The sequence below is a fragment of the Streptomyces ipomoeae 91-03 genome (assembly GCF_000317595.1).
GTDB classification, from domain to species: Bacteria; Actinomycetota; Actinomycetes; order Streptomycetales; family Streptomycetaceae; genus Streptomyces; species Streptomyces ipomoeae.
In genome coordinates, this window is sequence record NZ_AEJC01000017.1 from 1 (window position 1) to 13,523 (window position 13,523).

Genomic DNA, 13,523 nt, shown 5'->3' on the forward strand with positions numbered 1-13,523 from the left:
TGCTCATCGGCACCGCGAGGCCGGCGAGCATGCCGACGGCCAGGGCGTACGGCCACCAGCCGAGGCCGCTGTCGGCCGAGGCGCCGACGTTCTGGGTGTGGGTGTCCTCGGCGCCGGAGGCGGAGGCGGCGCCGGAGCCCGTGGCGGACTTGGCGACCGATGAGGTGCCCGGCTTCGTCGCCGTGAGGACGACGTCGTTGCCGTCGCCGCCCTTGTAGCTGATCCGGTACGTGGTGTCGGCCGGCTTGACCTTGGCGCCCTCGCGCAGGCCGGTGAACGTACCGGTGTTCTTGCTCCTGCCCGTGTGGTTGATCACGGTGATCTTCTCGGCGGGCCCGCCGACCTCGCCCAGCGCGGCGAAGTCGAGCCCGCCGGCCAGCTTCACCGCCCCGTTCACCTTCAACGGCTTCTTACGCAGCACCAGTTCGCCCTGCTTGCCCTGGGTGTAGCCGCCGGTCACCGTGAGACCGGCGACGACCGTGCCGGTGTTGGTCACCGAGCCCTTCACCGTGCCCTTGCCGGAGAGCGACCTGGTGACCTTCAGCCCGGCCGTGCCCACGTCGAGCCTCGCCCCGGCTGTGGTGAGCCGAATCGCCTTGCTGCGCGCGAGAGTCGCCCCGTCGCGGAGCGCGAGCGTGCCCTTGGTGACGGTCGTGTTCCCGGTGTACGTCACCGCGCCGCCCGTCAGCGTCGTCGTGGCGGCGCCCGACTGGGTGAGGGAGCCGCTGCCGCCGACCTTGGACAGGGTCACGGGAGTGGAGACGTTCCGCACGACCAGCGAGCCGTTGTTGACCACCTTGTACAGGTCGCCCTTGGTGTAGAGCCCGCCGTCGCCGCCCTTCTTGCCGCTGCCCAGTCGCAGCACGGCGCCCTTCTGGATCGTCGTCGAGCCGTTGTAGTACTGCACGGCGGCGAAGGTGACGTCGTTGCCCTTGGTGCCCTTGATGACGATGTCCCCGGCGCCGGGCGCGGAGAGCGTGTCGTGGAACCTGCCGCCGCCGATGGGGGCGCCCAGGGTCACCGGCCCGTTGTAGGCGAAGGTGAGCAGCGAACGGGAGCGGGCGGCGAGGAGGTTGATGTACACCGTCTTGGCGGTGCCCGGCATGAAGATCTTGTTCGTGGTGCCGTCGCCCCACTGGACGTTGGCGCCCTTGATGTTGGTGCCGCGCTTGTTGACGTTCTTCCGTGCGGGCGTCCAGTTCAGGGCGGGGTCGCTGAGCGAGGGGTTGGTGTCGCCGCCCTGGTTCGACCAGCTGTACTGGCCGGTGAGGATCACCTTGCTGCCGGGCCGGGACTGGACGTTGATGTCGCTGCCGTACTCGCGCTGGTAGAAGTCCATGCCCATGGTGACCGTCTGGCCCAGCGGGGTGTCCACGGTCCAGGTGCCCTGGTTGAGGACCTTGCGGACGCGGGGCAGCGAGGTCGCGAACTCCGGGCGTCCGGCGTTCACCTGGGTGCCGTTGTCGATGACCCCCGAGAAGGGGTGCGTGCCCGACAGGTCCCAGGTGCCCCAGAGGAACCGGGGCTGGGTGATGAGGCCGGAGCCGCTGATCGTGCCCAGGTTGTAGGCGCTCTTGAGGGAGAGCCGCAGGGTGCCGTCGACCCGGATGTTGTCCTGGTTGAGCCGGAACGCCGGGGTGTTGTACGGGAAGTGGCCGATCAGCCCGGTCGTACCGCCGTTGCCGTACTGCAGGGTCGCCCCGCGCTCGACCGTGATCGTGGGCGGATCGGGGTTGGTGGTGGTGACGTACGGGTGGTTGCCGCCGAGGACGCTCACTTTCTGCCGCTGCCGTGACTTCGGCAGGGTGAAGTCGCTGTCCTTGGTGAGGACCAGCGTTCCGGTGCCGCGGACGGTGAGCGTTCCGGTGCCGCCGAAGACGCCGTCGTACGTCGTCGTCCCGGCCGGCACGGTCACCACCGTGTCGCCGTTCAGGGTCACGTTCCGGTCCGCGAGGACGTCGGCGGTCACGTCCCGGGGGCCCGCGGCGGTCGCGGTGGGGGCTCCGAGCATGAGGGCGGTGACGGCCAGGGCTCCGGCCGCCGCCGCTGTCTTGTGGGTTTGGCTGCGCACGACCTCGGAGACGGCCGGGGGCTCATCCGGATAACAGAAATTTCGCGAAGCCCTGGTTGCCGCCCGGGTTCGACCCATCGGTTCGTTCCTGTGAGCTTGTGTTCGTCTCGTCCGACCCGTTGACCTGGGCGTACCACACCCTTACCTTTTCGCCGTTCGGAATGACTGATCTTGTGCGAAATGTCGAACGTTTCTGTTTTCTTTTGTGTCCCCCCACCGCAGTGCACTGCAGAGAGGCAGACCGCATGAGCCGCGAGCACGACTTCCCCGAGCCCCCCAACCGCAGGCTGCTCCTCAAGGGAGCCCTCGCCGCCGGCGCGTTCACGGCGATGCCCGCCGGCCTCGCCCACGCGGCGAGCTCCCCGGCGGGTCCCGGCGCGGCGGCCCCGTACGTCAATCCGCTGGTCCGCAACCGTGCCGACCCGCACATCCACCGCCACCGCGACGGCTTCTACTACTTCACGGCCACCGCGCCCGAGTACGACCGGATCATCCTGCGCAGATCCCGCACCCTGCGCGGGCTGTCCACCGCGTCCGAGTCGGTCATCTGGCGCAAGCACGCCACCGGTGTCATGGGCGCGCACATCTGGGCGCCGGAGATCCACCACATCGACGGCAAGTGGTACATCTACTTCGCCTCCGCGCCCGCCGAGGACATCTGGGCGATCCGCATCTGGGTCCTGGAGAACAGCCACCCCAACCCGTTCAAGGGCACCTGGGTCGAGCGCGGCCAGTTGAAGACCGCCTGGGAGACCTTCTCCCTCGACGCCACCACCTTCACCCACCGAGGCACCCGCTATCTCGCCTGGGCGCAGCACGAGCCCGGCATGGACAACAACACCGCGCTCTGGCTGTCGAAGATGGCCGACCCGCTGACCCTGACGGGACCACAGGTCCGGCTGAGCACCCCCGAGTTGGACTGGGAGGTCATCGGCTTCAAGGTCAACGAGGGCCCGTCGGTCATCAAGCGCAACGGCCGGCTGTTCATGTCGTACTCGGCGAGCGCGACCGACTTCAACTACTGCATGGGCCTGCTGACGGTCGACGCGGACGCCGACCTCATGAACCCCGCGAACTGGTCGAAGTCGCCGACGCCCGTCTTCACCAGCAACGACACCACCAAGCAGTACGGGCCGGGCCACAACTGCTTCACCGTCGCCGAGGACGGCCGCACCGATGTCCTCGTCTACCACGCCCGTCAGTACAAGGAGATCGTCGGCGACCCGCTGAACGACCCCAACCGCCACACCCGTATCCAGCGCCTCGGCTGGAAGCCCGACGGCACGCCCGACTTCGGCGTCCCCGTCGCCGACACCCCCACCCCGAGCTCTCGGAAGGAGAGCTGAGATGAGACGTGCGTACGCGATACTCCTCGCGCTCTGTCTCGCGCTGGCCGGCGCCCTCGTCACCGCCGGCCCCGCCCAGGCGGCGCCGCAGACCGTCCCCAACGGCACCCAGTTCACCGATACTTCGGGAGGCGCCCTGCACGCCCACGGCGGCGGCGTCATCAAGGTCGGCTCGTACTACTACTGGTTCGGCGAGAACCGGAACTCCGACAACACCTTCCGGTACGTGTCCGCCTACCGCTCCACGGACCTGAAGAACTGGGAGTTCCGCAACCACGTCCTGACCGAGGCCACCGACCCCGAGCTGGCCACCGCCAACATCGAGCGGCCGAAGGTCATGTACAACGCGTCCACCGGCAAGTTCGTGATGTGGATGCACAAGGAGAACGGCGTCGACTACAGCGAGGCCCGCGCCGCCGTCGCCGTCTCCGACACCGTCGACGGCAACTACACCTGGCTCGGCAGCTTCCGTCCGCTCGGCCAGCACATGTCCCGTGACATCACCGTCTTCGTGGACACCGACGGCACCGGCTACATGATCTCGGCGGCCCGCGAGAACTACGACCTCCAGATCTACCGGCTGACATCCGACTACACGGGCATCGCCGCCCTCGTCGCCGATCCCTGGCACGGCGGCCACCGCGAGGCCCCGGCCCTGTTCAAACGGGGCGGCGTCTACTTCATGCTGACCTCGGGCGCGACCGGCTGGAACCCCAACCAGCAGCAGTACGCCACCGCCACCAACATCGCGGGCCCCTGGACGGCCATGACCAACGTCGGCGACTCGACCGCGTTCGGCTCGCAGACCGCGTACGTCCTGCCCGTGCAGGGCACGTCGACCACCTCGTACCTCTACATGGGCGACCGCTGGGGCAACTCCTTCGGCGGCACGGTCAACGACTCCCGCTACGTCTGGCTGCCGCTGACCTTCCCGACCTCCACCACGATGTCCATGTCCTGGTCCCCGGAGGTCACGATCGACACCGCCACCGGCACGATCAGCGGCACCAGTGCCACCTACAACACGCTGATCGCCCGCCACTCCGCCAAGTGCGCCGATGTCACGAGTCAGTCGCAGTGGGCGGGCGCCCAGATCAAGCAGTACACCTGCAACGGCGGCAACAACCAGAAGTACTGGTTCAAGTCCGTCGGCAGCGGCTACTACCAGCTGGTGACCCGGCACAGCTCTCTCTGCGTCCAGGAGAACGCCAACACCGTCACCCAGGAGACCTGCAACTCCTCGGCGACCAACCAGCAGTGGTCCCTCACCACCACCGGCTCCTACGTCAACGTCAAGTCCCGTGCGACCGGCGAGTGCCTGGACGTGAACGGCGCGTCCACCGCCGACTCCGCCGCCGTGATCACGTACACGTGCAACGGCGGTACGAACCAGCAGTGGACGCGCGGGACTTGATCTAGCCCTTCGAGTCCGGCTTCCAGTCCTGGACGAGGAGCCCGAGCAGCACCTCGTCCAGGAACTCGCCCATCACCCAGGCCGAGGAACGCAGCACGCCCTCGCGGACGAAGCCGTTGCGCTCGGCGGCGCGCAGCATCGCGGTGTTGTCCGACAACGTCTCGATCTGCAGCCGCTGCAGGCCGCGCACGACGAAACCGTAGTGGCACAGCACCGCGACCACGTCGGTGCCGTAGCCCTTGCCGCGCGAGGCCGGCAGCAGCCCCAAGCCGATATGCGCGGACCGGTTGTGGTTGTCGATGCCCCACAGCGTCGCGGTGCCGACCAGCGTGCCGCCGTCCAACTCCACCACGGAGAACGGGACATGCCCCTGTTCCTTGTCGTCCACCACGAGTCGCGGGTCCTTCGAGCCGGGCGTGATCGGCCGCCACGGCCCGCTTTCGGCCCGCGAGGCGTTGACCACGTCGTCGTAGAGCTCGGCCCGCAGGACCGGTATGTCGTCCTCGTGCCGGGCCCTCAGCCCGACCTTGTCGCCCTTCAGCATGCAGGCTTCCTATCCGAGCGGACCTGCGTGGGGCAAACGAATTGGAGGCCGGCCCAGTTGGTGGAGCGTAGCGCCTGTACAGGCGGCGGCAGCCAATGAGCGAGGGCCGTGGGCCCGATGGACTCAGTGGAGGCAGAGGCAGAACGGATGGCCGGCCGGGTCCGCGTAGACCCGCCAGTTGGCCCCCGGGCGGAGCTGGTCCGTCCGCTCCAGCACGGTCGCGCCGAGGGCGAGCGCCCGCTTCTCCTCTCCGTCGAGGTCGTCCACGTCGAAGTCCAGGTGGAGCTGCTGCGGGCGCTCCTGACCGGGCCATTCGGGCGGTCGGCAGCCGTCCACCCGCTGGCAGGCCAGCGGTATCCCCTCGAACCCGTGCACCTCGACCCAGTCGGGAACCTCCGGGTCCGCGACCACCCGGCCACCGAGCAGATCCGCGTAGAACTCGGCGAGCCGTACCGGATCAGCGCAGTCCAGCGCGACAGCCTGCAGCTTTCGAATCACTTCCGACGCCCCTCGCTCTTCGGCCGCTTGCGCGACGCCCCTGCGGGAGGGTCCGTACCCGCCACCGGGGCGGGCATGCGCGGCGGCACGCCGGACCGCCGCCGGGCTTCACCCGGAACGGAGGCGGCAGCGGGATCCGCCATCCGCTCACGCGAAGCGTCCGAACGTCAACACCGGGTTCCGGGCCCGCATGCCGACCTCGACGTTGCCCCTACCGAGGGGTTGGCCTCGGCGCTCTGCATCGAGGACGGTGACGGGGTCGCCGCTCACCGGGATGCCCGGCAACGGCTGACATCTGCCGCACTCCCGGTCGAGGCGCCGGCGGAACTGATCACGACCACCAGGAAGAACGCATGACCCATGTTGGCGACGCGTCCGCCATCGAGCTGTCACAGGGGCAGGGCGAGGCCGCGCGAGCCGACCAGGACGGCAACGGACGGCCGGGGGCCACCGGCCCCGTTCGAGGGCATCCCGCCCCCGAGGCGGTGGGCCTGATCGGGAACGGCGCGCCCACCGCCGCCTCGGCCGCCGTCATCCCGTACATGTGCAACGGCAGCCCGAACCGGCGGTGGGCGCAGTGTATTTGATGGCCCATCAGATCGCTGATCGATCAGGCCGATGGCCCATCACGTCACGCCAGCAGATCGATCGCGTCGATCGACGTCCCCGCGCTGAGGTAGGAGGTCGTCCCCGACCCGCTCACCACGTTGATCTTCAGCACGTTGTACTGACTGGTGTCCGTCAGCCAGGCGGACGCCGGGACGCTGTAGGTGAACGTGTGGTTGTTGCCCCGGTAGGACCCGTTCGTCAGCGACCGGGTGTTCGGCTGGGTGGGCGGGGAGGGGATGGCCGAGGTCCAGGTGTCGTTCACGACGACCTGCGGCCGGCCGTTGGCGTAGGCCGTCGTCACGCCGATCCGCAGGGTGTGCGCGGCGGCGGCCTGGGCGGCGGTCAGCCGGAAGTACACGAGGAGACCGCTGTTCACGTCCTTCCAGAGGTAGCAGGGGAAGGCGGAGGTCTCGGTGCCGCTGCCGATCACCACATTGCCGGTCCAGGAGGCCGCCCGGACGTCCGACGGATGCGCGTACGTCATCAGGTCGGCGTTCTTGAAGCCGCTCGGCGTGCCGTTCCAGTCGTTGATCCGCCAGATCGCGCTCGCGTTGGACGGGTCGTTGGACGACGGGATCGCGATCGAGTTGAGCGTCGTCGTCCCGCCCGCCGTGACCGTCACCGACGTCGTGTAGACCGCCAGCTCGCCCTTGAAGACGGTCAGCGTGTACGTCCCCGGCAGCACCCCCGGGATGGAGAAGTAGCCGTCCGACGAGCGTGCCGAACCCCAGTACTGCGCCGCCGAGTTGGCGAGCCCCACCGTGTACGCGTACGACGTGTTCCGCCCCGTGATGCCGACGCCCGCGACCCGGCCCCGGCCGCTCGCGCCGACGTACCCGGAGATGCCCAGCGAGTCCGCCCACGAGGTGGTCAGCGTGCCCGGGAACAGCGACGAGGAGGGCGCCCCGCCGTCCGTGAAGGCGATGACGTACGGGCCCTGGAGACCGAACCGCTGCTCCTCGGTCTGGTTCTGGCCGTAGTACAGGATCTCGTACAGGCCGCCGCCGTCCGCGCTCTGATGGCGCAGCAGGGAGCGGTAGAAGGGGCCGCCGGAGGCCTTCTCGTGGTTGCTGCGCACGATCCACAGGCCGACGCCGTTCGCCGACCAGCCGACGTAGTTGTAGTCCATGACCCGGAGCCTGGAGAAGTGCTTCGAGCGGGTCTGGCCGTCGGACTTCCTGAACACGTCCGAGGCCTCGATGGTGGTGGGCGCGTAGGTGTACGAGTCGGGCTCGTCGTTGAGGAACAGGCCCGCCTTCACCCGCAGGATGAAGCGGGTCGCCGAGACCGAGGTGTCGGCCTTGTTGGTCCAGACGTAGATGTTGTTCTCGCCGCTGCGGGCCGCGTAGTAGTGCTTCAGCGTGCCGTAGGTGACGGAGACCAGGATCGTCGAGCCGGACTGCCGGATCGTCACGGTGGAGCTGCCGAGACCGGACTCGATGTGCGAGTTCATGCCGCCGTAGCCCTGGTACTCCGTGCCCCGGTAGACGAGCGACGACAGGTCGCCGTTGCTCTTCCTGACCTTGAACACGAGGTTCGCGCCGGTGTCGATGACGTAGTTGGTGCCGTCGTCGGTGTAGCCGAACGCCGCCGCGCGGGCCGTGCCGGCGAGCGGCCCGGCGAGCGCGGCACCGGCGGCGGTGGCCGCGGTGCCGAGGACGAAGCCGCGCCGGCCGAGCGCCGGTCGGTCGGTCGGGCCGAGTGCCGGTCGGTCGGTGGATCCGGACATGGGGTGCCTCCTTGGGAGGTGTGGGGGGAGTGCGGGTGATTCGGAAGGGTGACAGTTGAATCGATTTCGCGAAAGGGCTTTCACTGCGAGGAAGTTGGCAATCTTGTGAAAACGAGCCGACATCTAGAAAGCGCTTGTCAAACGATGTACGGTCCAGCCGCCGGGTCTTGTCATCCTCCCGAGGAGCCGCAATGAGACGTTTCACCGTCGCCGCGCTGACGGCGACGACCCTGGGTACCGTCCTCACGGCCGTACCGGCCCAGGCGCACCAGGGCCGGCCCGCCGCGCTGGGCCTGGAGAACTGTGCCGCGAACGCCTGCCACTTCGACGTCCCCGCCGGCACCTACGACGTGACCGTCCGCCTCGGCGGCGAGACCGCGGCGAGCACACGTGTCAGCGGTGAGACCCGGCGGTCGCTGTTGCCCGAGACGGCCACGGGAGCGGGGGAGCGGGTGTCGCGCAGCTTCACCGTCGACGTCCGCACCCCGGAAGGCGAACCCACCGGTCCCGACGGCACCCCCGGCCTGGACCTCGTCATCGGCGGCTCGGCACCCGCGCTGGCCGACATCCGCGTGACCCCCGCCAAGCGGGCCCGCCAGATCTTCCTCGTCGGCGACTCCACGGTCTGCGACCAGCCCGGCGACCCGTACTCCGGCTGGGGCCAGCAGCTCCCGCAGTACCTCCGCAAGGGCGTCTCGGTCGCCAACCACGCCGACTCCGGCGAGAGCACGGTGTCGTACCTCGCCGACTCCCGGCTGTGGGCCACCGTCCAGCCGCTGATCCGCCGCGGCGACCTGGTCCTGATCCAGCTGGCCCACAACGACAAGCAGACCGACGAGGCCACCTACCGCGCCAACCTGGAAACCCTGGTCGCGGGCGTCCGTGAGAAGGGCGGCAGGCCGGTCCTGGTCACCCCGATCGTCCGCCGCTGGTTCAACTCCGACGGCACCCTGAACAACAACACCGCCCTGCTGGTCAACGGCCTCGGCGTCGACCACCCCGCGGTCACCCGCTCGGTCGCCGCGGCCCACGACGTGCCGCTGATCGACCTCACCGCCAAGACCAAGGCCCTGGTCGAGTCCCTGGGCACCGAGGGCTCCAAGGCGCTCTACCTCTACAACGAGAAACGGGACAACACCCACACCTCCGTCCACGGCGCCACCGTCTACGCCGGCCTCGTCCGCGACGAACTCGTCGCACAAGGTCTGGTGCCGGAGGGGAAGACCAGGGTGGGATGAGCCCCTGGGGCGCCTCGACCGGAACCGGGGCGCCCCAGGTTCCAGCGGTGGCGACGGGACGGACGGTCTCGCGGCGCCGGACAATCCTTGAGACACAGACGAGTCGGACGAACCAGAAAGCGCCACGGCATGCCCCCCGAGGACCACACCCTCAGCCCGTACACCGGCTACACCCGCGCCCACTGGGAGGCCGCCGCCGACTCGCTGCTGGCCGCCGTGGAGCCTTACGCCACGGCCGACGGCGCCCTGTACCAGCTCCCCGGCGACCGCACGAGCTGGTCGGGCCGGCTCTCGGACGGGCTGGAGGGGTACGCCCGTACGCTGCTCCTCGCCGCCTTCCGCCGGGACGAGAAGACGCTCGCGCGGTACGGTGACGGCCTCGCGGCCGGGGTCTCGGGCGTGTGGCCACGCATCGAGGACCGCAGCCAGCCCCTGGTGGAGGCCGCGTCCATCGCCTTCGCGCTCCGCCTGACCCGACCGCTGCTGTGGGACCGCCTCGACGACTCCGTACGACAGCGCGCGGCGGACTGGCTCGGCGACGCGCTCACGGCCGAACCCTGGCCCTGCAACTGGGAGCTGTTCCCGGTCACGGTCGGCGGCTTCCTCGAAGAGATCGGCCATGAACCGGAGCTGGCGCGCCGGGTGATCGACCAGCGGCTCGACCGCATCGAGCAGTGGTACCTGGGCGACGGCTGGTACACCGACGGCGACGGCCGCAAGTTCGACTACTACAACGGCTGGGCGATGCACCTCTACCCGGTGCTGCACGCCTGGCTCGCGCACGACGAACGCCTGCTGGATCTGTACGGCGGCCGGCTGTCGCGCCACTTGGAGGACTACGCCCGCCTGTTCGGCGGCGACGGCGCCCCCCTGCACCAGGGCCGCTCCCTCACCTACCGCTTCGCCACCACGGTCCCGCTCTGGCTCGGCGCCCTCACCGGCCGTACCCCGCTCTCTCCGGGCGAGACCCGGCGGCTGGCCTCCGGCGCGCTGAAGTACTTCCTCGACCGGGGCGCCGTCGACGACCGGGGCCTGCTGTCGCTGGGCTGGCACGGGCCCGACTCCGCCGTCCTGCAGGGCTATTCGGGCTCGGCCTCCCCGTACTGGGCGAGCAAGGGCTTCCTCGGCCTGCTGCTGCCGCCGGACCACGAGGTGTGGACGGCGACGGAGGAGGCGGGGCCGGTGGAGCGCGGGGACGAGCTGCGGCCGATGGGTCCGCCCAACTGGCTGCTGCAGTCGACCGGTTCGGACGGGGTGGTCCGGCTCCACAACCACGGCAGCGAGGACGTCCGCTACGACCCGTTCTACACACGGTTCGCGTACTCCACGGTGACGGTGCCCGTGCCCTTGACGGAGCCCGCGGAGTCGTACGACAACAGCGTGATCGTCGGCGGCGACGCGAGCCGTGTCGACATCGAGCCGCTGGGGGTGGGGGACGGCTGGGTCGCGTCCCGGCACACGGTGGGCGAGGGGGTGCGCGTGACCAGTGTCGTGCTCGCGCGGGGGGCCGTGGAGGTGCGCGCCCATCTGGTCGCGGGGGCGGAGCCGGGGACGGAGGTGCGGGTGACCGGGTGGGCGATGGGGGTCCCCCCGCGCGGGGGGATTCGAGCGTGGGAGAAGGACGGTGTTCGAGCCGAGCTCCTGCCGGTCGTCGGTCTCGACGACGAGCTCACCGGGGTCACCGCCGAGGGCGACACCCTCTTCGTCGCCCTGGCCCGCCTCACCGCCGAACGGGATCCCCGCCCGCTGGCGGACTTGGCGTCGGTGCGTGTGGAGGGGACGGAACTGTATGTGACCTGGGCGGACGGCTCCGAGACGCGGTTCCGGTTGGAGCGCGCCGAGGGGTGACCGGGTCCCGGACCCCCCACCGCGGGCCGCGGTCTCAGGAGCCGCTCGTGGGCCGGAGCAGGAGCAGGGCGATGTCGTCGGTGTGCCCGTTCGTGGGGCGAGTGCGGCGGACGAGGCTGTCGACGAGGTGGTGCAGGGGAAGGCCGCCGGACGTCCCGAGGTGTTGCGCGAGGTCGGCCATGGTCCGGCCGATGTCGGTGCCGGGGATTTCCACGAGGCCGTCGGTGTAGAGGGCGAGGAGGGCCCCGTCGGCCAGGGGGAGGGCCGTGAGCGGGTAGGAGGGGGCTCCCAGGCCGATCCCGAGGGGAGGGCCGGGGTCGATGTCCACGGTATGGGCACGGTTGTCGGGGTGTCGCACGAGCGGGGGAGGGTGGCCGGCGCTGGCGAGGGTCACCTGATGGCGGGCGAGGTCGATGTGGGCGTAGAGGCAGGACACGAAACGATCGGTACTCAGATCGTCCAGGTCGCGGTCGGTGCGGGCGAGGACCTGGTCGGGAGTGGCACCGGCGGTGGCATGGGAGTGGACGGCCGTGCGGACCTGGCCCATGAGGGCGGCGGCCGTCACGTCATGGCCCTGCACGTCGCCGATGACGGCTGCCGCGGTGGTGTCGGTGAGGCGGATGAGGTCGTAGAAGTCGCCGCCGATGTCCATGCCGTGGCTGGCGGGCAGATAGCGGGCGGCGACGTCGAGCCCGGTCACGGCGGGCAGGGCATGGGGCAGAAGGGTCCGCTGGAGGGCGTGGGCGAGGCTGTGCTTGGCGTCGTAGAGGCGGGCGCGGTCCAGGGCCTGGGCCATGAGAGCGGCCAGCGGCGTGAGGACGGAGCGCTCGGAGGCGGTGAAGCGGTGAGGGTGGTCGTGGGCGAGGACGAAGCAGCCGATGGGGCGCCCGGAGGTGATCAGCGGCAGGAACGCCCAGGCCTGCTTGCCACTGATCTGCGGCGCCTCGGGGCAGGCGCGGGCCAGCTCCGCGCGATCCGCGAAATAGGAAGGTTCGCCGGTGGCCAGAGCACGTCCGGCGGGGGTGAGATCGGCGTCCGCCGGCAGGCCGTCCAATTGTTCGATGACCTCGGGGGCGTAACCCTGGTGCCCGATGATCTGTATGCGGTTGGCTTCGACGGTGGACATGATCATGCCGTGGGCATCGAAGGAGGGCAGGATCTGGTCGGCGGCCAGATCCACGACGTCCTGAACGCCCACGGTCTCGGTCAGCGCGGCCGCCAGATACACCAGGAGGTGGATGCGGTTCAGGCCCGGAGCACCGGTGAGTGCCGCCTGGGCGTCGGCGGGGTCGGACGGATGGTCGGCGGCGCGACGCGGGGTGACGAGGACGCTGGTGCCGCTCTCGTCGGTGTGGAGGCGGAGGTCGAGCCACTGCGCCGGTGGGCGCAGGACGGTCAGGACGAAGGGCTCGCGGCTGGTCACGGCGGCGCGGTAGGCGTCCATGCACGCGACGGTGTCCAGCCAGGGCAGTGACTCCCACGGCTGGGTGCCCAGCAGCAGCTCCGCTGGCCTGCCCAGAAGCTCGGCGGCAGCGGTGTTGACGAAGGTGATCCGACCTTCCAGGTCCAGGGCGAGGGCGCCGAGGGGAAGGCGTTCGACCAGGTGGGCCGCGGCGAGCGCCGGCGGTGCCTGCCGCGTGTCGGCGTGGTGCGGGGGGACGAAGCGGGGCCGGTCCGCAATGACCGGGGCCGGAGCGGCATCGTCCAGGACCCGGGTGATGTGCCGGGCGCCGGCGGTGATGCGTCCACGCTCGCGGCGGGAGAGCCGGGCCGGACGGCTGGACGGCCACATCAGCAGCAGTGCACCCCAGCGGTGGCGGACACCTCGAAGCGGGACTACGGCGAACGCCAGTCGGTACGGAGTGACCGCCGCGGCACGCGGGTACCGGCGCGTGAACTCCTCCTGGCAACTCACCCAGATGAGCCGGTCCTGGAGTACCGCGTCCGGAGTCGGACCGGGGGAGGCGAGCCTCACCCGCCACCACGGCCGGAAGGTCTCGACCGGCGCGCCGCACATGGCGACCAGGCACAGCACCGACTCCGCCTGATCCAGCAGATAGACGCACCCGGCCCTCGCACCGGTGCGGTGCACGGCCGCCGCCAGCGCCTGGCTCAGCGGATCAGCCGCGTCCGGCCGTCTGTCGGGCCCATTCACGTCGCGCAGCACCTCACGCCCATATCAGGACGGTACGTCCGTGAGGCGGTGACGGCATGCGGGACATGTCG

Annotated in this window: 10 protein-coding genes; 5 read left to right on the forward strand and 5 right to left on the reverse strand. The window is 70.1% G+C overall.

Annotation, left to right across the window (positions count from 1 at the left end; all coding sequences use genetic code 11):
- Positions 1-2,071: hypothetical protein (locus STRIP9103_RS01025; RefSeq protein ID WP_009294012.1), on the reverse strand; the 2,071-nt coding region annotated here is incomplete at its 3' end.
- Between the two features lie 245 nt (positions 2,072-2,316).
- Between STRIP9103_RS01025 and STRIP9103_RS01030 the strand changes: the two genes are divergently transcribed.
- Positions 2,317-3,417 carry a glycoside hydrolase family 43 protein gene (locus STRIP9103_RS01030; RefSeq protein WP_009294017.1) on the forward strand — a complete coding sequence of 367 codons (1,101 nt, stop codon included), beginning with the start codon at positions 2,317-2,319 and terminating at the stop codon, positions 3,415-3,417.
- A gap of 1 nt (position 3,418) precedes the next feature.
- A complete protein-coding gene (locus tag STRIP9103_RS01035) occupies positions 3,419-4,831 on the forward strand; it encodes an RICIN domain-containing protein (RefSeq protein ID WP_009294002.1) in 1,413 nt (470 codons plus the stop codon).
- A 1-nt stretch (position 4,832) separates the two neighbouring features.
- Here the strand turns inward: STRIP9103_RS01035 and STRIP9103_RS01040 are convergent, their stop codons facing one another.
- Together STRIP9103_RS01040 and STRIP9103_RS01045 are read right to left on the reverse strand one after the other, a co-directional pair.
- Entirely contained in the window at positions 4,833-5,375 is a 543-nt protein-coding gene (locus STRIP9103_RS01040; protein WP_009294010.1) for a GNAT family N-acetyltransferase, read from the reverse strand.
- 123 nt (positions 5,376-5,498) lie between these two features.
- Positions 5,499-5,873 carry a VOC family protein gene (locus tag STRIP9103_RS01045; protein WP_009294006.1) on the reverse strand — a complete coding sequence of 125 codons (375 nt, stop codon included), beginning with the start codon at positions 5,871-5,873 and terminating at the stop codon, positions 5,499-5,501.
- A 353-nt stretch (positions 5,874-6,226) separates the two neighbouring features.
- Between STRIP9103_RS01045 and STRIP9103_RS01050 the strand changes: the two genes are divergently transcribed.
- Entirely contained in the window at positions 6,227-6,460 is a 234-nt protein-coding gene (locus STRIP9103_RS01050) for a hypothetical protein (protein WP_009294013.1), read from the forward strand.
- A 44-nt stretch (positions 6,461-6,504) separates the two neighbouring features.
- Here the strand turns inward: STRIP9103_RS01050 and STRIP9103_RS01055 are convergent, their stop codons facing one another.
- A complete protein-coding gene (locus STRIP9103_RS01055) occupies positions 6,505-8,211 on the reverse strand; it encodes a rhamnogalacturonan lyase B N-terminal domain-containing protein (RefSeq protein ID WP_009294022.1) in 1,707 nt (568 codons plus the stop codon).
- Positions 8,212-8,402: 191 nt separating this feature from the next.
- Here STRIP9103_RS01055 and STRIP9103_RS01060 point away from each other — a divergent pair, with 191 nt between their 5' ends.
- Both STRIP9103_RS01060 and STRIP9103_RS01065 read left to right on the forward strand, forming a co-directional pair.
- Entirely contained in the window at positions 8,403-9,449 is a 1,047-nt protein-coding gene (locus STRIP9103_RS01060) for a rhamnogalacturonan acetylesterase (protein ID WP_009294004.1), read from the forward strand.
- 129 nt (positions 9,450-9,578) lie between these two features.
- Complete coding sequence (locus tag STRIP9103_RS01065; RefSeq protein ID WP_009294008.1) at positions 9,579-11,297, forward strand: DUF2264 domain-containing protein; 1,719 nt, start codon at positions 9,579-9,581, stop codon at positions 11,295-11,297.
- Between the two features lie 34 nt (positions 11,298-11,331).
- Here STRIP9103_RS01065 and STRIP9103_RS01070 read toward each other — a convergent pair whose 3' ends face one another.
- Positions 11,332-13,452 (reverse strand): SpoIIE family protein phosphatase, encoded by a 2,121-nt coding sequence (locus STRIP9103_RS01070; RefSeq protein WP_048819482.1) that lies wholly within the window; start codon positions 13,450-13,452, stop codon positions 11,332-11,334.
- Positions 13,453-13,523: the final 71 nt, after the last annotated feature.